Source organism: Metabacillus litoralis (assembly GCF_007994985.1).
GTDB classification, from domain to species: domain Bacteria; phylum Bacillota; class Bacilli; order Bacillales; family Bacillaceae; genus Metabacillus; species Metabacillus litoralis.
Window position 1 is genome coordinate 104,983 of record NZ_VOQF01000002.1, and the last position, 23,281, is coordinate 128,263.

Genomic DNA, 23,281 nt, shown 5'->3' on the forward strand with positions numbered 1-23,281 from the left:
ACTGATTGCGGAAGGTTCTTACTTAGTCAGCCTTAATTGCTAATTATTTGTATTTTCAGCTTTCTCGGTTGCTTCTGTTTCAACTTCAGCATTTTTTTCATAAAAACGTAACAAGTCACCGTAAATGATCTCATCTGAGTAATTTAACTCTTGCTTTGCTTTTTCCATATAAGGATCACAAATAGCTTGATCTGCAGGTTGACCTGTTTGTTTATCATAACAAATTCCTCTTGTATACACATTGTTTTCTGTAATGAAGCTTCCATCTCTCAGTACTGTAAATGAAAGTTTATCATCAGAAAATACATCTGTACCAAATTGAATTTGTTCACTTGTATCAATTCCAAGTAAACTCATAATCGTTGGACGGATATCAATTTGACCTGAAACTTTAGAGATTGTTTGTGGATCTTGATCTGTTACACCTGGAATATGCACAATAAATGGTACACGTTGTAGTTGAACAACTTCAAATGGTGTAACTTCTTTTCCTAAAAATTTCCCCATTGCTACATTATGATTTTCTGAAATACCATAATGATCACCGTATAAAATAATGATTGAATTTTCATATACATCTGTTTCTTTCAATGATTCTATAAAACGTTTAACTCCTTCATCCATATATCGAACTGTTGGAATGTATTGGTTTAAAGTTTTGCTATTCGAATCAAATTCATCAATGAAACGATCTTCTTCTGCTAATTCAAATGGGAAATGGTTTGTTAAAGTGATCAGCCTCGTGTAAAATGGCTGTGGTAAATCATCCATATGTTGAACTGACTGTTCAAAGAAATCTATATCTTTTAAACCCCATCCAATTGAATTTTCTTCTGTTACATTATAGTCATTCACATCAAAAAAGCGGTCATATCCAAATGTTTTGTACATTAAATCACGATTCCAGAAGCTTTTGTTGTTCGCATGGAAAACTGTACTATAGTATCCATGATCTTTTAACAATTCTGGTGTTGAATGATATTCATTATTACTATTTGTAAAAAATACTGCTCCACGTCCTAGTGGATATAGAGAGTTATCGACGATAAATTCTGAATCAGATGTCTTACCTTGACCAGTTTGGTGGTAGAAATTATCGAAATAATAACTTTCATTTATTAAATCATTTAGATATGGTGTGATTTCTTCACCATTTAATTTTTCGTTAATTACAAAGCTTTGTAATGATTCAAGCGATACTAAAATAACATTACGTCCCTCTGCAATACCCTTAAGATCTTCCTCTGAATCCTTACGGTTAGCATTAACATAGTTTTCAATCTCAGTTAAGTTATCACTATCAGCTAATGCACGTTGTGCGGATGTTTTCGATTGTAAAAATGCATCGTAAATATGAAAGTTATAAACACTAATATTCTTAACTAACATCTCTCGATCAAAAGAGCGAGTTAATAATTGTGGACGCTCTGTTTCTGCTAATCCTAAATTAAAGAAAAATACAGCAGCTACTAATAAGAAATAAGCAGATTTCTCTTTTCTCGTTAATAATGAAGACGAACGGAAGGTTGGTTTTTTAAGCAACCAATATAAAATTCCTAAGTCAACAAACATTAACAAATCAGTCGGTAAAAATAAACTTGTGATACTGCTTCCTAAATCCCCCATATTGCTTGTCTGAAATAAAACAGGAATTGTTAAGAAGTCATTAAAAAAGCGATAAAATACCATGTTAGATATTAAAAGAACTGTAACAAAAATACTAGCTCCAAATATATAACGGTTTCGATTTTTTTCCTTCATAAAAAGCCCAATACCAAAAATCAGTAATAAAAAGCTCAATGGGTTTATGAATAAAATAAATTCTTGTGTGAAATTTTCAATTTTTATATCAAAACTAGTTTTATAGACTATATATGTTTTTAGCCATAGTAGTAATGTTGCTATAAGTAAAAACGATATTTTCGAAAAAGATTTCTTACGCATGATTTTACCTCCTCATCCCTTGGGACAAATACGCTTTCCTTTTATCTTTGGTTCTTTTCTGTAGAATTGTTACCAATTGCTCTAAATATGATGTAAGAACATTGGGTTTATAGCATAATAGCTACTAATCTAAGAAGACAAAATGCCTCAATGCTTTATACAGTGCTGTTTACTTCAGTTGAAAAGCAACAAAGTTTACGAAAAAAGCCTAGCTCTAAAAATTTCCATTTATTAGGTTGGTGTTTGCACAACTAAATCATATCTTAATACTTCTTTTACAAAAAATCAATCATTTTTAATATTCTCCTTACAATAGCCTGGTAGAATTATAATGTTAAGCTTATTCTTTCTTCCCTATTATTAGACGTATGAAACAATAAAAAGTTTCATATTGTTCTAAAGTAAAAATTTTCAGTTTATTTAATAAAAATGAAAAAGGAGCATTCAATGTAGTAGAATGCTCCTTCTTATTATTGTTCATTCATTATTCATTATTGATTATTCATTAACTTCGTTTTAGCTAACCATGCTCCACCGATGACACCAGCATCATTTCCAAGAGTAGCAATTGTAATTGTTGCTGCAGCTCCCACTCTTGGGAACGCAAATCGTTTAAAATGTTTTTCAACTTTAGAAATAAGTTTGTCACCTGCTTTAGAGACCCCACCACCGATAACAATTTTTTCTGGGTTAAGTCCATTAGAGACATTTGCAAGCATTAATCCTAATTGGAATGTTACATAGTCAATTACTTCTTCTGCAAGGTAATCCCCCTGATTAGCTGCATCAAAAACATCCTTAGAGGATAAATCGGCAAATTCTTTAAGGATACTATCAGTGTCAGTTAATTCGAGTTTCTCCTTGGCAATTCTAACAATACCAGTTGCAGATGCTATTGTTTCAATACAGCCTGTTTTTCCACATCCACATAGTGCTCCACCTTCAGGGACAACCGTAATGTGGCCAATTTCACCACCTGCGCCATTCACTCCGTGGATTACATCTCCATTTGATATAAGTCCACCTCCAACACCTGTACCAAGGGTAACACAAATAATATCTTTCGCTCCGTCGCCTGCACCCTTCCACATCTCACCAAGCGCTGCTATATTTGCATCATTATCAACAACAGCAGGTAAGCCTGTTTCTAGTTCAAGATGATCACGTAGTGGATAGTTTACCCATCCAAGATTTGGCGTTTCATAGATAAGCCCATTCTCTAAATCAACAGGACCAGGAGCTCCCATGCCAATTCCTGAAAGCTTAGATTTTTCTAATCCTAGCTCTTCAAGCTTTGAATCAATTGCTTTTGCAATATCTGTGGTAATATGCTTACCAGTCTTATCAGTAGGAATTTCCCACTTCTCAATAATCTCTCCATAATAATTAATAAAAGCCATCTTAATTGTTGTTCCACCTAAATCAATACCTACTAACCATTTTTCATTCATTAATATCACCTTTTTCTACTATTATATATACCTTCAGGAAATCGTTTTCATTTTGTACGTAAATATCTTTTAAAATATGGTAAGGAATATTAGCTCTTTAGCTTTTGGACTTCTTGTCTTAAAAGAAGTATTGCCATTTGAAAGTCTTTTGGTTCTATGATATTTGACTCATATAGCTGTCTTACTTCTTCTTCCATTAACTCTAAATCGGCAATTCTATCTCCTATGTAAATGATCGTCCCATATTTCTTTAATAGCTGCTGTACATCATAAATTGACTTCATGTGATCACCTACTTGCCCTTTATCAATTACTTCAAACAACTTTCATACCTCTACTCTACTATAAAGTATAAAGAAAATGAAAATTGCGTCAAGAAAACGTTTAAATTTTAGTCAATTAACTTAAGAATCAGTATTTCAGTATCTAATATACAATATTTCAATATAGAATTTTAAAAAGTGCCAATCATGTAAAATAAGGGCTTTAAAGTAAAATAGGAATAAAAATATCATATTTGTCAGAATAATTTATTTTTTCTAAAAAATATATTGATTTTTCCTTCCTACCAAGTTTAAAATAGGAATACTTATTAGGAATTATTAGGAGGATCATCAAATGGTATCATTTATTTTATCAGTACTAGCATTAATAGTAGGTTATTTTCTTTATTCAAAAGTTGTAGAGCGGATATTCGGAATTGACGACAAACGAATCACCCCTGCATACTCAAAATCTGATGGTTTAGATTATACACCGATGGGCTGGATTAAAGCTTCTTTAATCCAATTATTGAATATTGCAGGTTTAGGACCTATTTTCGGGGCAATTTTAGGTGCTTTATATGGACCTGTTGCCTTTATATGGATTGTTCTTGGTTGTTTATTTGCAGGTGCAGTTCATGATTATTTTTCAGGAATGCTTTCAGTTAGACACGGTGGGGAGCAATTTCCTACACTTGTTGGTCGATATTTAGGAAAATACGTAAAGTCTGTTATTAATGTTATTTCACTTATTTTAATGATACTAGTAGCCGCTGCATTTACAGCAGGACCTGCTCAGCTAGTTGAACAGTTAACACCATTAAGCTATTCCGCTTCATTACTCTTAATATTTGTTTACTTTGTTTTAGCTGCTATTCTTCCTATAAATAAACTTATTGGAAAAATATACCCAATATTTGGTTTAGTACTAATTATCATGGCTGTTTCCATTGGTTTTGCTTTATTCTTTATGGATCACTCTATTCCAAATATAACATTGGAAAATCTTCATCCTGGAGAAGTTCCGATTTGGCCTTTATTGATGGTTACTATTTCCTGTGGAGCCATTTCAGGTTTTCATAGTACTCAAAGCCCAATTTTAGCAAGAACATTAAAGAAAGAAAGTGATGGCAGAAAAGTATTCTTTGGTGCAATGGTAGCTGAAGGAATAATTGCTCTAATTTGGGCAGCAGCAGGTATGACATTCTTTGGTGGCCCTGATGGGTTACAAGGTGCTTTAGCAAATGGAGGCGCAGCTGGGGTTGTAAATGAAATAAGTAAAACGACTTTGGGTCAATTTGGTGGTATTCTCGCTATTCTAGGTGTTATTATCCTTCCAATAACTACTGGTGATACTGCATTAAGGTCATCAAGAATGATTTTGGTTGAGTTATTGAGTAAATTCGGAAAATTTGATACGAAAATGAAAACAATCTTAATGACAGTTCCTGTTGTCATTCCAACATATCTTTTAACGCAAATGGACTATTCTTTCTTGTGGCGTTATGTTGGTTGGACAAACCAGGTTGTTGCTACTGTGATGCTTTGGACAGCCGCTATGTTCTTGTTGCAAAATAAGAAGTTTCATTGGATTTGTAGTATACCTGCATTATTTATGACAGCAGTAACAGGTTCATATATTTTCTATGCTCCTGAAGGATTTCATTTGTCATATGGAACATCGATGATTTGCGGATCAATCATTTTTGTTTCTGTACTAGCATGGTTTATTTATCAGCTTAAAAGAAATAAAAATACAAACATTCCGCTAGATAATGTGGCTTAACATTAAAGTAATAGACTGTTTTCCATTCTTATAAATTGTTAGGTAGTAATTAGTTCGTTCCATTTCGCTCCAGACACTGCTTTCCGCGGGGAGGAAGTCTAGCCTTTCCTCGGCTCTGTCTATGGGGTCTAGACCTTTCCCCAGCACCCGTGGGAGTCAGTGTCTTCAGCTCTATTACATTATAAGAACAATCATAGTGAAAACAATTAAACAAAAAACCAGAGAACATCATATTATATGAGTTACTCTGGTTTTTTGCATTAATATTAAAAGTTAATAGATTCAAAATAATAAGTGTAGCGAGGGTTGATTTGCACTCCAGGTTGCTCGCTTTCCGCGGGGCGGTCGGTGAGCCTCCTCGGCGTGAACGCCTGTGGGGTCTCACCTGTACCGCTGCACCCGCAGGAGTCTCGCACCTTCCGTTCAAATCAACCTAATTAGTTTTAAATAAAATGAAAAAAACCAATCCTAACCGTTGTAAAAAACTTTCAAATCTTTGTTTCTAAAAGACAAGAAATAACTTACATGTTAAATATAATAATACAGAGTAACAACTGTGTTTCAATAACCTAAAAGAGTATTATTTTGTAGAAAAAAGCTAGATTTTACATAGTGCTACTTTACTAACTATTATATTCTCGAATTTTTCTCATTCGCAATGCCTTTACATTGGTATAATCAATCAAAGTATAATACTCCTTAGATTTCTTTAAGAACAAGTAAATTGCAATAAACCTGTTCGTATAAAACGGTATTTTAGGAACGACGTGGTAATTTTACCTTAGGTTGAGAAATGAGGTACTTTTGTATAAAGCCAAACCCTAAATTATCGATAAGAAATATTAGTGCTAATTTTGATGCATTGAACGAATGCCAAAAATATTCGTCTAAGTGTACTCAGAACCATTTATACCAATAGTGGATAGGAGCGGAAGTCCCTTAACTCCTGGTCGAGTATGCGGGAACACATTTCTACAAGATAGCACGTATTCTTCACTCCTCACAGAACCGTGCGAGCGTTACTACCGCACACGACTTTCCCTATCATCATTCACAGAATATAGTTAATATCTTTCTTCAGGTAGTATACGTTCACTTTTACTTAAGGTCTTGGTAAAAGATACTTCCTAAAAAAAGTTTAAATTTATTCCAACTGAATGATCTTCTCTGACTTCTTCGGTTCCTCCACTTGAACAATAACCGTTTAACACAGTCAAGAAAATTCCCCACTGTTTGTAAATTGTCAGTGATGCAATAATAATTTTAGTATCCTATGAGAGACCGTTTTAATCTGGACATAATAGCTCTTATATCCATAGTTCGATGAGCCTTGAGTCCAATGTCATCAAGCTAAGAAACCAATAATACACATCTGTATCTTAACTTTGGTAGTTTACAAATGATTTTACGCTTGTTTTAGATCTAGTCTCTAAAAAAGGCAATAGGAAGCCTGGGACTTGAGTTTCACATTTTTTACATTTTTTCAAGCCCCTAAATTTTTATATTTACTACTGTCAATTGAATAAGTATATTGATAAAGAGAGCTTTTTTATAGGCCCTTTTCTGGCTTAGTGCAAACTTATTGGATTTAGGCTTCCTGTTGCCAGGATGAATTCTCCTGGCCGAATAGGTGTCTTATTTTTTATTATTTCATTCATCATGGAATGAAACATCGCTCTCCGAACATCGTACCTTTTTTCTAGTAATAGAAGAATCATGGAATCTTTTAGCTTCCCTATGATGATATTTGTATTAACCTTGTATTATAATTCAATTTTTTCTCTTCGTCCTGTTGGTCAATGACTTCATTCGCTTCATTTTTTAAAAGTGCAACCATGTTTATTAAGTAAAATAGACGCATAGAAGTCTGGTTACACCGCTCTTCTATCATTTCCATGGCTGCATCTCGCTTAGATGTGTATGGTGCAATTTTTGTTGTTAAAATAAGGTCATTTTAGATGTCATCTTTATAAGAAACTTATGTAAATCTATTATTTAAACTCTCTTCTGAAACCATTCTAAAAACGACTTAATTATTTAGAGGCTTAAATTCTTATCAAAAAAATTTCATTATTTTTTGAAGTAAAGTTAGTACTAAGACTATTACATGCTACCTTTCTACTTTACTTTTTAGATACAACTAATTTTGCAGAAAAGCATTTCTTATTTTCACTACTTTTCACACCAAAACTACTTAGGTTGATTGGAACGGAAGGTGCGAGACTCCTGCGGGTGCAGCGGGACAGGTGAGACCCCGGAGGCGCTGTGCGCTGAGGAGGCTCACCGCCCGCCCCGCGGAAAGCGAGCAACCTGGAGTGCAAATCAACCTTCCACAACACTTGTTAGTAATCTTTTTTTTAGTTAATTTTGTGTAGTTAAAAAAAGACTATGCCATTAATTTTAATTAATGACCTAGTCTTCCTATTAGTTAACGATCTGGATCTTGTGGGTGTAAAAATGTTGGGCGGCGATTTTTTAAAGGCATCGGTGCTCTGAACAATACGTCGCGCATACCCCTGAAGTTGAAAGGAATAAACGGATATAGATAAGGAACATTGAATGATTTCATTCTTGCTAGCATTATGATCCATCCTGTAATTCCGACAACAAATCCAATTACACCTAACCATGCTGTAAAAAGCAATAAAACAATACGGTAAATTCGATTAGCAAGACCTAATTCATAACTTGGTGTTGCAAATGTTCCAATTGCCGCTATCGCTAAGTATAAAATGACTTCATTTGTTAATAAACCAACTTCTACCGCTACTTGTCCAACCATTAGTGCTGCAACTAAGCCTAATGCTGTTGCTAAGGAAGAAGGTGTATGAATGGCAGCCATCCTCAGGACATCTATTCCAAGTTCAATAAGTAAAAACTGAATGATTAAAGGAATATGTCCATGATCCTCAATACCAATAAACTCAAGTCCTTGTGGTAAAAGTTCGGGATTTTGAGCTAATAAAAACCACAAAGGTAGTAGAAATAGAGAAGCCCACACAGCAATAAACCTCACGAATCGTAAATAAGCACCTACAATTGGCTTATTACGATATTCTTCTGCATGCTGTAGGTGATGCCAAAAAGTTGTTGGTGTTATTAACGCACTTGGTGAACCGTCAACAAAAACAATTACATGACCTTCATATAAATGAGCTGCAGCTGTATCAGGTCTTTCTGTGTACCGTACAGTTGGATAAGGGTTATAATGCTGACCAGATATAAATTCCTCTACCGTTTTCTCACCCATTGGAAGTCCATCGGTATCGATTGCTTCAAGTGATTTTTTCAAATCTGCCACATGTGATAAATCAGCAATATCCTCTAAATAACATACAACAACATCTGTTTTTGAGCGTCGGCCAACTTGAAGATATTCCATTCGTAAAGATCTGTCTCGAATTCTTCTTCTTGTTAGAGCTGTATTGAATACAATTGTTTCAACATAACCATCCCTAGAGCCACGGACAACACGCTCCATATCAGGCTCCTGAGGTCCTCTAACGGGATATGTACGAGCATCTATTAAGATGATTTCATCAATACCATCTATAACAAGGGCAGTTGGACCTGCTAAAACAGTTTGTACAACAACATTTAAGTCATTTGTTTTTTCAATTTCAACATATGGAATATATGTTTTGAGCAATTTTTCTAACGTATTTTCTTCTAATTGCTCAGGAGTTAGCTCTGATAAATATTTCATTAAATAGTGTAGGATATCATCTTTAACAAATCCATCTACCATAAACAGTGCCATATCCCGTTTTGCATATTCAACATCTAATTGAATAACATCAAAGCTTTTTTTGACACCTAAACGTTCATTTAAGTACGTAATATTTTCCTGGAAATTTTTTGTGACCAGTTTTTTTTCGTTCTTTTCCGCCATAAGATTGCTCCATTTCGCATAACGATTTGGTATTCATCATTGACGTATTTTTGGTAAAACATACCTGTATATTTTTTTATATTCATTTTCTATTTGTACCTTCTGTTCATAAAAACAAAATTCACATCATAAACTTTAGCAACCTGTCCTATCCCGGAGTTGATAATTAATGAAAAAAAAATGGGTGTTTATCGTAATTTTAGCCTTTTTAACATCAGGAATTTTTTATTTTTACCATGGGAATACAGCAAGGGAAAGTATTATCTTCTTTCCGATAGATGAATCTGTTACATTTGAAAAAGCAGTCACTTCATTAGAACTTGTTGGAAATAAAGATGATGATGAATATATTGTGGAATGGGATGTACAATCCTACACAAATAAGGAAATATTTTTAAGACAAGACATCTCACTATTGTTTTCAGATGGAAAATTAATCCACACATTATCAGAATGGGAAGATCAAAGTCAAAAGCTAGCTCAATTTACGAAAGTTTCAGGCGAGGATAGCAGTCATTTTGAATCAATCAGTTTACATTATGGAGAAATTCATATTGATAATGATTTAATACGAAGTACACAATTAATGACAAGTGATCATTTATATGTGATTGACTCTGAATTCACTGAACTATTTTCTTTTAAAAAACCGCAAACGACCGAAGAAGAGGAGTGGAAAAGTATATTAGATAAAGTAACTGAACAGCATTTAGAATATAGCTGGAATCAATTACTTGATCACTATAAAATTGATCGTAATGAGTATGAAGCTATTCCATTAGTTGACTTAATCCATTATAATACAGACCCACTAACAGGCCTTTCAGAGGCAAAAACACAAGAAGTAATAGGAAATCTTTGGGAAGGTTTATATAAGCATTATTTTTTAGGCTTAAAAACAAAAGAAGGCAAAGTGTACCCGGCAAAAGGTAGCACAATGCCACTAGTTCTCATTGCAAAAAATTCATCTCATATTATCGTTCTAACACAAACAGAAGATGGGAAACCATTTAAGTTTATTCAAAGAATCCAGTTTACTGAGTAAGTTGCTGCTTCAGTTGGTTGTATTGCTCATTTGTTGAATCATACTGAAGAGCCTTATTTACCTTTTGCAGAGCTAAATCTAAATTCCCTCCTTGCGCATAAAGTACTGCAAGGTTATAGTGTGCTTCATGAAACGTATCATCGATTTTTGTAATTTGCTCTAAATGTTTTATCGCTTCATCGTACTTGCCCAGCTCTATCTCTACAACAGATAGTTGAAATAAGATGTTAGGTGAATTATTCACTTCTTTATTAGCGTTTGATAAATAGGTATATGCACTTTCATAATCCTGCGCTTCTATAAACTCTTGAGCTCTCATTAAAGTATATTGCGGTGATTGGCTTTCAGTTTCACTCATTCCAAATTGGTACAATCCATATAACAACCCTAATGTGACAATTACTCCAGCGATACTTAGTAATCGCTGTTTTTTTTGTGGAATTTGGACGATGAGAGCTGCTAAAAAGCCACCGATTAATCCGCCAATATGACCTGCATTATCGATATTAGGAATAACAAAGCCTAGAGCCAAGTTAATACCAATGATGATAAACAGATTTGAGCCCATCGTTCTTAAAAAAGCTTTTCTATTATGAATTCCAATATATAATAAAGCACCGAAACATCCAAAAATAGCACCAGAAGCTCCAGCTGAGACAAACGGACTAAACGCAAAGCTTGCAATAGATCCTGAGATTCCGGCCAGGATGTATATAATCAAAAACCTTCCAGATCCATAAGCTCTTTCGACTGCTGGTCCAATATAATATAAAGCAAAGCTATTCATCAACAAGTGAAAAAATCCAATATGTAAGACGATCGGAGTAACAAATCTCCACCACTCCCCTTCATATATATATGGGTTAAATTTAGCACCAAATTGAATCAAAGTTTCGGTGTTTTCACTTCCACCAGAAAATTCGAGAAGTAAAAACATGAAAATTTGTAGGATGAGAAAAATGTATGTAAAAAAGGGCTTACCATTTTGGAAAAGTTTCCTTTCTTCCTCTCGAAGCTCATTATGATGTGAAACAACTCTATTTCTTATTTCCTGAACATCTTCTAATTCAGATGTTTCGTTCTGTTCTTGTGGATTTTTTAGAGAAACATTTAATATTTCTTCTAGTTTCTTTTTTGTGTCTTCTTCTTTTATTACTAAAAAAGAACTAATCGTGATAGCACCTTTTTTACCAATAGTATGCCCTTTAGTAAATGCTTCGGGATAATCATCAACCGGAGGCAATGTAGACACATATATGTTCAAAATATGAAGGGGCCCTCTAATACCTTGTTTTAAAAGACTTTGAAAATTCAACCCTGCTTTTTCAATATCAATGGAAAGTGAGTTTCCCCAATCAACATCCATTCTTCTTAGTCGTACAATTGAATATTGTTTATTCCGAACTGGTTCTAATAAAATTTCATTACCATCTTGTGACAAACCTAAAATGGTGAATTTTTGATCTATGACAAGCTGCTCTATTAACGACCAATAAAAATAATCCTGTTCATTAACCATATAATCGCTCCGACTCATTTTTATTTAAGCTGTTTTCGTAAGTTTGTTGAATATAGTACCTTGAAAGCAGCACTGAATACAGTCTATTGACATCTTTTCTTATTTGAATAGATCCTTTAATTCGATAAAACAATTGTTAAAGCATACAATAACCTTTCAGAAAAGAACCTTTATTTATTATATCAATTAGAGAAAATAAAAAGGAAGAAAAAAGCTTTATGAAAGTGTTTACCTAAAAATACCAACCAATGTATTTCCATAAACGATTACCGATTAAGAACGTACTAATGAAAAAAGCTGACAGATTATTGTCAGCTTTTAGAACTTTCAACATGGAATTAATGAAATGCTCTGTTCACAAATTTATCTCTTATAAACGGAACCCTCATTGATAATTGGATAAAATATTTACGTAGCTCTGGTTGACCAAGAACATAATTGACAATTCGGTAACGATATCTGTACAAAGCAAAAGAACCTGCTGCGAGCATGATTAATCGTCTCATTTTCATCCCTCCTACTAATAGTTTTAGTAGGTAAGTGGTTTTTTATCCTTTAAAAAAAGGCTTCATTGTTTCTTTTAATACATTTGCTGAATGAGCAAATTGCTGATTTTCCATTTCATTTAATTTAAGTTCAACCACTTTTTTAATTCCATCACTACCAACAACAGCTGGTACTCCAATAAACACATCACGTTGATCATACTCGCCATTAAGGTAGCAAGAAACGGTTAAAATAGAGCTCTCGTTATGCAGTATCGCTTTTGTAAGTCGTACTAAGCCCATTGCGATTCCATAATAAGTTGCACCTTTACGATTAATAATTTGATAAGCGGCATCTCTGACATTAACAAAAATCTCTTCTAATTTGTCCTTATCACTTGCAACAGAATCTAAAATCGGACTGCCTCCAATATCTGCATGACTCCATACTGGTAATTCGGTGTCACCATGTTCACCAATAATATAAGCATGGACATTACGTGTATCAACTCCAAAATGCTCTCCTAACAAATAACGAAATCTAGCTGTATCTAAAATAGTACCTGAACCGATTACTCGACTATGATGTAAGCCAGAATATTTCCAAACAGCATAAGATAAAATATCAACAGGATTTGTAGCTACGATAAATATCCCATCAAAACCTGATACCATCACACGATCTACTATTGATTTGAAGATTTTTAGGTTCTTCGCCACTAAATCTAATCTTGTTTCGCCAGGCTTTTGATTTGCACCTGCACACAAAACGACAACATCAGCATTCTTACAATCTTCATATTCTCCATACCATATCTTCGTTCGAGTTGGAGCGAAGGCTAAACCATGATTTAGGTCCATCGCATCTCCCTCAGACTTCTCTTTATTAAGGTCAATTAAAACTAGTTCCTCTGTTACTCCTTGGTTCAATAAAGCAAACGCATAACTGGATCCTACAAAACCTGTACCAATAAGTGCAACACGATTAACATGCACAGCCATTTCATCTCAACCTTTCTAAAGCTAATGTTAAATTTGTATGGTTAATCAAATTTAAAAAAATAAAATCGATAATAAAGTAGCAAGAATGATTGAAGATATGTTAACAGAATCATTCGTTAGAAAACTATATCTATGTAATTTTTCCCCTTTCACGCGACAATGAACCTGTTTTTCCGTAATTTTTTGACAAGCTGAACAACAATATTTGATTTGAATTGTTTGACCAAGTATTGTATCAAATATATTCCCTAAAAACCCCATAAAAATAATATAAAGGAAGAAGTATGGTGATAAAGAAAAAAGTAAAATCGATACTGCACTAATAAACATCGCTCCTAATAAGCCTGCAGATGTTCCTAAACTTGATACAGCTCCTGACGTTCCCCGTGGAACTGTTTTTAAAGTAAATAACATCCTAGGATCTTTCTTACTCAATGTGCCGATCTCTGAAGCCCATGTGTCTGAAGTAGCTGCTGCTAGTGATACACAAAAACCAATGAGAAAAACATCCTCAAAGCTGGGTAAGAGTAAAGTAAGTAGACCAAGGCTAGCAGGAATACCTCCATTTGCTATAACTTGCACAATATCACGTTGATCACCTTTTTCAATAATATACATTACATTTGTTTTTAATTTAGCTTTATATTTACTAACATAGCTGGAACTACCAAAGAAACATCCGAGAAGAACAAGGCCTTGCCATGAAAATCCACTATAAATGAAAATGCCAACAAACATGGCCCCAATAGCTCCACTTAATGTTAGTGACTTTGACCTCCACGAAGACAATGATATAAGAACGATAAAAGAAGCTGCAATAATGAGATTAAGCATCACACGTTATAACTCCACATTCCATAATAATTTTATCTACAGGTAGATCATGAGCTTCTTTTGGTATATTATCGACAATTTGACAGGAAAAGGCCAACGATATTGTTTCTTTCTTAAAATTCATTAAAAAACGATCATAAAAGCCTCCACCATATCCTATACGATAGCCCGATGTATCAAAACAAATACCTGGCACTATAACTAAATCGATTTCTTTAGCATTAACAGCATTTGTCTCCGCTATTTTCGGCTCTAGTAGTCCAAAATAAACCTTTTCCAATTGATCAAATGACATTATCCTTCGAAACTCCATTTCTTTTGTTTGAGGATCGCATTTTGGAATAACTACCGTTTTGTTTTCTTTCCATGCTTGTAAAATGATTATATTAGTATCTACTTCTCTTCCTCTAGAAATTGTCAGAGCGATTGTATTTGCTTGTTTCCAACTTATAGAGGATAACAACCTATCACTTATCTCTTCCGATAATTTCTTATAAGTATCTTCACTCATATCCGAGAGTATCTTTTTTATGTATGTACGTAATTCCTGTTTTCCTTTCAATAATTAAAACCTCCTTTTATACCTAATTATATAAGGATTAATAAGATGAATCATTTCATTTTTATGAAGAATATCTAAAACATAGCCTTAACTATGAAGATAATTGTAAAAAATAAAGAATTGATATAGTAAATAGGAGAGTCACACCCCTCCTTGGGGAAGACAGACAATGGATCCAATATGTAAATTTTTTTAAATTAAATTCCGCAAAAAAAAAAAAAAAAAAAAAAACAGTAGGAATAAATATCCTACTGCTTACTTTGTTTCACGGTGTACAGTCATTTTTTTATCTCTTGAACAATATTTTTTAAGCTCAAGACGATCTGGGTTGTTACGTTTATTCTTTTTAGAAATATAGTTACGTTCGCCACAATCTGTGCAAGCTAATGTAATATTCACACGCATGTTTCTTTCCCTCCAAACATAAAAAAACTATAAAACAAATCAGACTTTAATATAATATCATTTTAATCCGACAAATTCCACATCTATTTTATTATATTTTTATTTTTCACTATTTCTGTAGGAGCTTACTGTTTTTTTATAGACATTTATAATTTCTAAAATAAGGGTATTCCATTGATACTGGGAGGTTATGGTTTGATGTCCTTTTACGGCAATTTCATTAGCTTTATCTGGGTTATTTAAATAATATCGTAATTGTTCAGCAAGCTTCTCGGCATTTGTACTTTTAACTATTATTCCTCTATTAGGTGCTAAGACGTCCGCTAGCCCCCCTACATCGAATGAAACAATTGGTTTTGAGTATATCATAGCCTCTAATGCAACAATCCCAAATGGCTCATACAGGCTTGGTATAATTAACATATCACAAAATTTAAGATACACATTCCTTTCACGTTCATGTAAGTAGCCTGGAAAAAATACCCTTCCTTCTAATTCTAAAACAGAAACTTGTTGTTTTAATGACATTTCAGCAGGTCCAGCTCCTGCAATAACTACATTAAATTCGGGAAACTCTTTATAAATTAATGAAAAAGCTTCTAATAAAAGTTGAAATCCTTTTTCTGTTACTAACCTCCCCATCGCCAATAAATATGGAGTTGATAGTAATGGAGTTGAATTATCTGTTAATGGATATTTTTCAGGGATTAGTCCATTTGAGATCATCTCAATTTTTTCCGATGATACATCATATTTAGATTTCAGTAACTTTTTCATATACTCACTACAGACAATTATTTGGTCAGACTTATTTATTAGTTCATTTTCATATGAAGTAATCTCTTCAATAAGTAAATTGAAGTCGCCTAGCTTACGTTCTTTTTCAGTAGAATGTATGGTGGTAATTAGTGGCATGACTGTATGATTACTTAGTGCACATCCAGCTATTCCAGTTAGCCAGTCATGTACATGAATGAGGTCAAATGAATATTGAAGTTCTTGAAGAACAAATTGCGAAAAACGAAAGTTAATATTCTTTATATATTCTAAAAAATTTGATGGGTTCTTTTGCCAAGGTAACAGCCTGTAAATATGAATTCCATTTTCAAAACTGTATGTTTCCTGATCGGTAGTTGAAAGTGTAACAACTATATAGATTAAATGAAAGTTTGTACCGGCTTCGACTAAATCCGTAACATGCCTCCCTAACCCTCCTATCATATTTTCTCCATATTCTGTTGATAATAGCAATACTGTAAAAAGAGGAACATCATTAAGCTGCTTATTCATAAATTGTGTACCCTGAAATATATGATTGCCAAGAACGATCCCTCTCTTTAACCTCTACCCATTGATAGTTTGGAGCATCTTCATTTAGTTGGATTAACGATCGCTTTACTTCATTAGAACACTTAACAGTAATGCTCACATTTTGAGAATTAATAGCAATCAATTCACAATAATATAACCCTTCTGGAAGATTGAATAAGCGGATAGCATCTGCATCTTTATTTACACCAAAATCAATACTACTATTTTGCCTATCATTTTTACAATAAACAGCTACTTTAACAAGCAGATCATTAAAATCTTCTTTAAGAATGTTTTCTAACAGAACTTTAGTAGATGGCACAATGCTCCAAGATAACACTAAATAATTTGTATAAGAAATAAGAGATAGTGTATCCACATAAACTGAATGTTTATTACGAAATATATATGAGCCTACTTTATTTGTTTGTTTATTATTCATACGACCAACCTCTTCCATCATGCTTCTTTTTATCTTAACACGGCAAAAAATTATGCAGTGGCTAAATTTTAAAAGGAAATTCGTCAAAAAACTACATTTTCTTAAATTATTGCTTCTTTATAAAGTGAATTTATGTTATAAATGTAGAGGGAAATATACTTTAGAAGGTGAAAAAAAATGACAATTATGATCATTATTTTATTAATTATAAGCATCGCGCTTATCGGTATATCTTATTTTCAAAGAGATAATGTAAAGGAACTTGAGCAAGAGCTTGATCATTTACAGTTATCTGCCATGCAAGAAATATACAAGCTAAAAAAGAAAATGAGAATCGTCGAAGAAGAACTTCTACAAAACGATGTTCCATTAAAAGAGCAAACAAACTCCTATGAAGAACAAGAAAATAAATCGAATACATCCCGAGTATTAGCAAAATATCGTCAAGGAATGTCCTTAGAAGCAATTGCATTATCAGAGGCTTCTTCTGTTGAAGAAATACGCCTAATTGTTGAACAAAATGAGAGGGTTTTAACATGAGTAAAACAGGATTTCGCACATTTGCAGCTGGTATGATACTTTCTACCTCTGTACTTGGAGGAACATACCTTTTATCTGATAAAGAACAGGCAGCAGCAAAGGTAGAGAAGGAAGTAACTGAGGCTGATATTAAAACATACCTAACAAATAATAATAAAATGGCTATTGATACAGACGAATATGAAGAATTTTTAGCATCAAAAAATGCAGCAGATCAAAAAGAAGAAACAAAAGTAGCTGAACAACCTAAAACTGAAGAAGCTCCAAAAGAAGAAGCAAAGAAAGTAGAAGAAAAGAAAGAAGAAGTCGTAAGCTATAAAGTTGCTATTAAAGATGGTATGACTACTAGTGAAGTATCTGATGCATTAGAGTTAAACGGAATTATTGAATCATCTAAGGAATTTGATAAATTTTTAATAAGCAATGATTATCATACAAAAGTGCAATTAGGTACTTTTGAAGTGAAAAAAGGTATGACTTTCGCACAATTGGCTGATGTTATAACAAGATAAAATGAGAATAAAGAGCTTGGAACATAACTAGGGAAAAACTAAAAAGGTTCTGATCATCCAAATGATGATCAGAACCTTTTTTTAGCACTCCCTAGAAATCTTTTTCTGTATAATGGTAGGAACTCTAAATTTTAAAATGAAATTAGAAAAGACCCCAATAAACAAATTAATGTTCAATGGAGGCCTCTGTCGTTTTAATTACTGCGTATGTGTATTGTTCAAAAAGCTTTTTATAATGATAAAATATAACTAAATTTAAGAGTTTAAATCGTATCTCTGACCTTTTACTAGGTACATGATGCTTTCTGATATATTTGTCGCGTGATCAGCCGTTCTTTCGATATAACGACAAACAAACGCTAATTGAGTAAGTTGCTCTAAATACTCAGATTTTGTTTTCATTAAAGTAAGGATATCTCTCATTCCTTCACCGTAAAGATCATCTACCTGATCATCCATATCTGCAACCTTTTTAGCCAAAACAATATCTTCCTCATTAAAAGCTTTTATTGATAATGAAAGCATCTCAGTAGCTATTTTATGCATATTTTTAATGGTATTAATTGGTTTCACTAATGGCTCTTGTCCAATTCTAATTGTAGACTTTGCAATATTAACGGCAAAATCTGCCATTCTCTCAATATCACTTGAAATTTTAATGGCTACGATAATTCTTCTTAGATCAGTGGCTACTGGCTGTTGTTTGGCAATTAATAATATGGCTATATCGTTAATTTCCTCATCTAGATCGTCTGCTCTGTAATCATCTTCAATAATTTGAAGAGCTAATTCTATGTTTTGTTTCTCCAAAGCATCAATTGACTTATTTAGAGCAACCTCAGTTAAACTACCTAATTCAATTAATTTATCTCTAAGATTTTTTAAGTCAACGTCAAATTTTTCTCTAACACTCATGATAAATAACCTCCATATCCATATTCCATATATCTATTGTATTCCCTACTTCAACAAATTAATCACTTAGAATAATACCATTTAAAAAATGGCTGTTAAACTTTGTTGTTGATTTCCGTTACAGGCTTCGCTTTGCCGGGAAAAAAGTACCTTTTTTCCTAGGTCCGGGAGCCTCCTCGGCACAAGCGCCTGTGGGGTCTCCCTTTGACACGCTTCTCCCACAGGAGTCTCATGCCTTTCACTCCAATCAACAAAGTGCTGAAAATCAACATTAACCTTTAACATAGCCTAAAAAATTAAAGTCGTGTTTTAAACACGACTTTTATAAAATATTAACCGAAGCGACCAGTAATGTAATCTTCCGTTCGTTTGTCACTTGGATTTGAAAATAAACGATCTGTATCAGTATATTCAATAACTTCTCCGTTTAGGAAGAAAGCTGTACGATCTGAAATACGTGCTGCTTGTTGCATATTATGAGTAACAATAATAATACTATATGTTTGTTTTAGTTCTTGTATTAATTCTTCAATCTTAAGTGTAGAAATAGGATCAAGAGCTGATGTAGGTTCATCCATTAAAATTACATCTGGTTCAATTGCTAAGCAACGAGCAATACATAACCTCTGTTGCTGCCCACCAGATAGACCATATGCATTTTCTTTTAGTCTATCCTTAACTTCAGTCCAAATTGCTGCACCACGTAAACTTCTCTCAACAATTTCATCAAGGATAGCTTTATTTTTTATCCCATGAATTCTCGGTCCATAAGCTATATTATCGTAAATTGATTTAGGGAAAGGATTTGGTTTCTGGAAAACCATTCCTACTTTTGTTCTTAGATCTTCTACCTGATAGGTTTTATCTAATATATTTTTTTCTCTATATTTAATATCTCCTGATATACGAACTACTGGTATTAATTCAACCATTCTGTTTAACGTCTTAATAAATGTAGATTTTCCACAACCAGAAGGTCCAATAATTGCAGTGACTTCATTTTCATAAATAGAAAGGTTAATGTTTTTTAAAGCATGATCTCCGCCATACCATAAATTTAAATCTTTTGTATCATAAACAATACTCTTACTATTCATTGGCTTTTCATCTCTTTCAGTAGTTGTTATGATCTTTTTTTCACTATCGGATAAAACTGCCATTTTTAAAAACCCCCAAGAAATTAAAATCTATTTTGAAACTTATTTCTTATTATAATTGCAATTGAATTCATTAAAAATAATACTATTAAGAGAACAACAATTGTAGCAGCAGCAAGGTTTGCATATTCAGCTACAAGAGCAGAATCAACTGTCCAATAGTATATTTGCATTGGTAACACTGTAAATTTATCAAAGATGCCATCAGGCAGTGGAATTAACAATGCTGGGATTCCAATTACAACTAGTGGTGCTGTTTCACCAATTGCCCTTGAAAGAGATAAAATAAGACCTGTAGAGATACCTGGTATTGCTGCAGGTAAAACAATGTTCTTTATTGTTTGCCATTTAGTAGCTCCCATGCCGTAGGATGCTTCTCTTAAGAATTTAGGGACTGCACGAATAGCCTCTTGACTTGCAACTACAACAATTGGAAGAACCAATAATGACATTGTCAGTCCACCAGCTAGAACAATATTCCCTAAACCAAAGTTCCGTACAAACACAGTCAATCCTAATATACCAAACACAACTGATGGAACACCAGCTAAGTTAGAAATATTTGTTTGTATAAAAGATTTCATTTTTCCATTTTTTGCATATTCCTCTAAATAAATTGCTGTACCTACTCCTAGAAACATTGTTACAGGAGCAACAACGACCATTAACCATAAGGTCCCACTAATTGCACCCATGATTCCTGCTCGTTCAGCAGTTGTTGACAGTTTACTCGTTATAAATTGAAAATCAATCCACCCGATACTATCTGAGTATACGCGATAGATTAACGTTAATAATACGACCAATCCAAATAGAGTTGCTAAAAAGAATAGACCCTTTGCAAGTTTATTTGCAAACAAACGTGATCCCATCTTCTTTTGTACTTGTTCTGCATCTACATATTTCATAATTAATACTCCTCCCTATATTTGCGAGAAATATACTGGGCAATAAGATTCATTATGAGTGTAAATACAAATAATGTCATTGCAACAGCGTATAAACTATAATAAATAGTTGAGCCGGCAGGAGCCTCTCCACCAGTTACTTCAACGATATAAGCAGTCATTGTTTGCATGGATTGTGTAATATCGAAAGTAAAGTTTTTGTTACTACCACTTGCAATTGCGACAATCATTGTCTCCCCAATAGCTCGCGAAATACCCAAGACAAATGAAGCAATAATACCAGATATAGCAGCTGGTATAACAATTTTAAAAGTTACCTCAAGTTTAGTTGAACCAAGAGCAAGAGCACCTTCACGCATTGAATTCGGCACAGAACTCATTGCATCCTCAGAAAGTGATGCTACCATAGGAATGATCATAATACCCATAACAAGTCCTGGACTTAGAATATTTGTTGGATCTAAAGCTGGAATAAATGATCTCAATAATGGTGTTACAAAAGTAAAAGCAAAGAATCCATAAACGATCGTAGGAATACCTGCAAGAATTTCAAGAATTGGCTTTAAAATTCTACGCACTTTTTCAGAAGCATATTCACTTAGAAAAATTGCAGCCATTAATCCAATTGGAATAGCTACAAACATTGCGATAATTGTAGAAATAATGGTACCTGTTAGTAAAGGTAAAACACCAAATACTGCATTATCACCTAATGGATTTAATTCTATTCCTGTATAGAAATCCAAGAATGGAACATCTCTAAAAAAGTTTATTGTTTCTGTTAAAAGAGTAATAACTATGCCAATAGTTGTGAGAATTGAAATTGTAGCTATTGCTAATAAAAATTTTGGTATAAACTTTTCTGTGACTGAATTTATATTTGTTGAGTTTCTCTTTTTTTCTATCATGTCACGGACGCTCACTTTATTATCCAAGAACGAAAACCCCTTTCATCCTCCATGCGATATGAGAGGTGAAATTTTATAGTAGATTGTATTAATAGAGGAATACATATATAAGAAGATGAGAAGCTAAACTTCTCATCTTCTTACTGTTAAGAAAGAACGATTGATTATTTTAATCCTTCTAAATAGCTAATTGATTCTTGAATTGCTTCATCTTTTAATGGAGCAAAACCAGTTTCAGTAGCTACAGTTTGAGCATTTTCCATAGCGTAGATTGCATAATCAAGAACTTGTGGCTTCTCTTTCGCTAATCCAACGTTTAAGTATGTGAATACTGGACGAGTAAATGGACTGTAAGCAGCTTCTTCGTCTAATCCGATTGTTTCTAAGCTTGGAGCAATTGGACCTTTACCGAAGTCAACATTTACTGCACCTAATTTGTCTTTATTGCTATCATAGTAACCATATCCAAAGAATGCAATTGCATTTTTATCTTTAGAAACAAGATCTACAAGAGTAGAATATTCTTGTTGTAAGTTTACAGAATCAATGAAATCTTTTTCTTCCATAATTGTTTCGAACATAAATTCATTTGTACCATGGTTTTCATTAGGACCCATTGGCTTGATTTCTTCAGCTGGCCATTCTGGATTAATATCAGACCACTTTGTTACTCCACCTTCAGCAAGGAAGATCTTTACAACATCTTCTTGAGTCATTTCAGTTGCCCAATCGTTATCTTTGTTGATTACGAATGTTAAACCATCAAGAGCAACCTGGAATTCTTTCACTTCAATACCTAAATCATCAGCTAAAGCTGTTTCTTCTTCTTTAATATGACGAGATGCATTGTTAAAATCTGTTCCATTTTCAGCTAAGAATTTTTTGAAACCAGCAGAAGTACCTGCGCGACTTACTTCAACAGAAACTTCTTCATTTTCAGTCATATAATTTTCTGCCATTTTCGCCATGAAAGGATAAACTGTACCAGATCCATCAATTACAACGCTACCTTCTAATGCTGTTTCTTCAGTAGCCTCTCCATTTCCGTCACCAGTGTTTGTTTCTTTAGTTTCTCCGCCACCACATGCAGCTGCGAATACTACTAGAATTCCCATAACTAAAAGTAATGCAAGGTTTTTCATGCTTTTCATTTGCCAATTTCCCCCTAAAGAGTGTTTTTGTTTTGTTTGTCCTACATGTAATAGAATACCGCTCTAATATTAATAACGTTTTAATACAATGTAAAGGTTTTGTAAATTCATGATAGAGTTTGTCATATTTTGCACTAAATTGGGTTATAGGTTTTTTCAGGTACAAAATAGAGTCGCATAAAGTTTAATACAATCAGTTAGTAAAAGTTAGTAAAAGGTAAGAAAATCTAGTGATATAGCTCAACCATA

The 23,281-nt window shown here is 33.4% G+C and carries 21 protein-coding genes; 4 read left to right on the forward strand and 17 right to left on the reverse strand.

Annotation, left to right across the window (positions count from 1 at the left end; genetic code table 11):
* Positions 1–39 precede the first annotated feature (39 nt).
* The 3 genes from FS935_RS04945 to FS935_RS04955 all read right to left on the reverse strand — a co-directional run bounded on the left by FS935_RS04945 (position 40) and on the right by FS935_RS04955 (position 3,679).
* Positions 40–1,944, reverse strand: a complete 1,905-nt coding sequence (locus FS935_RS04945) for an LTA synthase family protein (protein ID WP_146946440.1) — start codon at positions 1,942–1,944, stop codon at positions 40–42.
* A 491-nt stretch (positions 1,945–2,435) separates the two neighbouring features.
* Positions 2,436–3,395 (reverse strand): ROK family glucokinase, encoded by a 960-nt coding sequence (locus FS935_RS04950; protein WP_146946441.1) that lies wholly within the window; start codon positions 3,393–3,395, stop codon positions 2,436–2,438.
* A gap of 89 nt (positions 3,396–3,484) precedes the next feature.
* Positions 3,485–3,679 carry a YqgQ family protein gene (locus FS935_RS04955; protein WP_146946472.1) on the reverse strand — a complete coding sequence of 65 codons (195 nt, stop codon included), beginning with the start codon at positions 3,677–3,679 and terminating at the stop codon, positions 3,485–3,487.
* Between the two features lie 334 nt (positions 3,680–4,013).
* Between FS935_RS04955 and FS935_RS04960 the strand changes: the two genes are divergently transcribed.
* Positions 4,014–5,444, forward strand: coding sequence for a carbon starvation CstA family protein (locus FS935_RS04960; protein WP_146946442.1), 1,431 nt, complete (start codon positions 4,014–4,016; stop codon positions 5,442–5,444).
* A 2,428-nt stretch (positions 5,445–7,872) separates the two neighbouring features.
* Here FS935_RS04960 and FS935_RS04970 read toward each other — a convergent pair.
* Entirely contained in the window at positions 7,873–9,336 is a 1,464-nt protein-coding gene (locus FS935_RS04970) for a spore germination protein (RefSeq protein WP_146946443.1), read from the reverse strand.
* Between the two features lie 169 nt (positions 9,337–9,505).
* Between FS935_RS04970 and FS935_RS04975 the strand changes: the two genes are divergently transcribed.
* A complete protein-coding gene (locus FS935_RS04975) occupies positions 9,506–10,381 on the forward strand; it encodes a hypothetical protein (protein WP_146946444.1) in 876 nt (291 codons plus the stop codon).
* Here FS935_RS04975 and FS935_RS04980 read toward each other — a convergent pair.
* The 8 genes from FS935_RS04980 to FS935_RS05010 all read right to left on the reverse strand — a co-directional run bounded on the left by FS935_RS04980 (position 10,371) and on the right by FS935_RS05010 (position 16,941).
* Positions 10,371–11,900, reverse strand: a complete 1,530-nt coding sequence (locus FS935_RS04980) for a rhomboid family protein (protein ID WP_158638539.1) — start codon at positions 11,898–11,900, stop codon at positions 10,371–10,373. The genes FS935_RS04975 and FS935_RS04980 overlap by 11 nt on opposite strands.
* Before the next feature lie 338 nt (positions 11,901–12,238).
* The gene (gene yqgO, locus FS935_RS23365) at positions 12,239–12,406 is read right to left on the reverse strand and encodes a protein YqgO (protein ID WP_158638540.1); all 168 of its coding nucleotides are present in this window, start codon (positions 12,404–12,406) and stop codon (positions 12,239–12,241) included.
* Between the two features lie 42 nt (positions 12,407–12,448).
* Positions 12,449–13,387, reverse strand: a complete 939-nt coding sequence (locus FS935_RS04985) for an L-lactate dehydrogenase (RefSeq protein ID WP_146946446.1) — start codon at positions 13,385–13,387, stop codon at positions 12,449–12,451.
* A 51-nt stretch (positions 13,388–13,438) separates the two neighbouring features.
* Complete coding sequence (locus FS935_RS04990) at positions 13,439–14,221, reverse strand: DUF92 domain-containing protein (RefSeq protein WP_240050824.1); 783 nt, start codon at positions 14,219–14,221, stop codon at positions 13,439–13,441.
* Positions 14,214–14,783 carry a 5-formyltetrahydrofolate cyclo-ligase gene (locus FS935_RS04995; protein ID WP_146946448.1) on the reverse strand — a complete coding sequence of 190 codons (570 nt, stop codon included), beginning with the start codon at positions 14,781–14,783 and terminating at the stop codon, positions 14,214–14,216. Before FS935_RS04995 ends, FS935_RS04990 begins: the two co-directional genes overlap by 8 nt.
* A gap of 255 nt (positions 14,784–15,038) precedes the next feature.
* Complete coding sequence (gene rpmG, locus FS935_RS05000; RefSeq protein WP_146946449.1) at positions 15,039–15,188, reverse strand: 50S ribosomal protein L33; 150 nt, start codon at positions 15,186–15,188, stop codon at positions 15,039–15,041.
* Positions 15,189–15,287: 99 nt separating this feature from the next.
* Complete coding sequence (locus FS935_RS05005) at positions 15,288–16,478, reverse strand: glycosyltransferase family 4 protein (RefSeq protein ID WP_146946450.1); 1,191 nt, start codon at positions 16,476–16,478, stop codon at positions 15,288–15,290.
* Complete coding sequence (locus FS935_RS05010; RefSeq protein WP_146946451.1) at positions 16,471–16,941, reverse strand: hypothetical protein; 471 nt, start codon at positions 16,939–16,941, stop codon at positions 16,471–16,473. Before FS935_RS05010 ends, FS935_RS05005 begins: the two co-directional genes overlap by 8 nt.
* 177 nt (positions 16,942–17,118) lie before the next feature.
* Here FS935_RS05010 and FS935_RS05015 point away from each other — a divergent pair, with 177 nt between their 5' ends.
* Together FS935_RS05015 and FS935_RS05020 are read left to right on the forward strand one after the other, a co-directional pair.
* Positions 17,119–17,481 carry a hypothetical protein gene (locus tag FS935_RS05015; RefSeq protein ID WP_146946452.1) on the forward strand — a complete coding sequence of 121 codons (363 nt, stop codon included), beginning with the start codon at positions 17,119–17,121 and terminating at the stop codon, positions 17,479–17,481.
* Positions 17,478–17,993, forward strand: a complete 516-nt coding sequence (locus tag FS935_RS05020) for an endolytic transglycosylase MltG (RefSeq protein WP_146946453.1) — start codon at positions 17,478–17,480, stop codon at positions 17,991–17,993. Before FS935_RS05015 ends, FS935_RS05020 begins: the two co-directional genes overlap by 4 nt.
* Before the next feature lie 255 nt (positions 17,994–18,248).
* Here FS935_RS05020 and phoU read toward each other — a convergent pair whose 3' ends face one another.
* The 5 genes from phoU to FS935_RS05045 form a co-directional block, all read right to left on the reverse strand.
* A complete protein-coding gene (gene phoU, locus FS935_RS05025) occupies positions 18,249–18,908 on the reverse strand; it encodes a phosphate signaling complex protein PhoU (RefSeq protein ID WP_146946454.1) in 660 nt (219 codons plus the stop codon).
* 332 nt (positions 18,909–19,240) lie between these two features.
* On the reverse strand, positions 19,241–20,005 hold the full coding sequence (gene pstB / locus FS935_RS05030; protein WP_275669570.1) for a phosphate ABC transporter ATP-binding protein PstB: 765 nt from the start codon (positions 20,003–20,005) through the stop codon (positions 19,241–19,243).
* Between the two features lie 83 nt (positions 20,006–20,088).
* Positions 20,089–20,973 (reverse strand): phosphate ABC transporter permease PstA, encoded by an 885-nt coding sequence (gene pstA / locus FS935_RS05035; RefSeq protein WP_146946456.1) that lies wholly within the window; start codon positions 20,971–20,973, stop codon positions 20,089–20,091.
* Between the two features lie 2 nt (positions 20,974–20,975).
* Positions 20,976–21,881, reverse strand: coding sequence for a phosphate ABC transporter permease subunit PstC (gene pstC, locus FS935_RS05040; RefSeq protein WP_146946473.1), 906 nt, complete (start codon positions 21,879–21,881; stop codon positions 20,976–20,978).
* A 164-nt stretch (positions 21,882–22,045) separates the two neighbouring features.
* Positions 22,046–23,032, reverse strand: coding sequence for a PstS family phosphate ABC transporter substrate-binding protein (locus tag FS935_RS05045; RefSeq protein ID WP_146946457.1), 987 nt, complete (start codon positions 23,030–23,032; stop codon positions 22,046–22,048).
* Between the last annotated feature and the right edge of the window lie 249 nt (positions 23,033–23,281).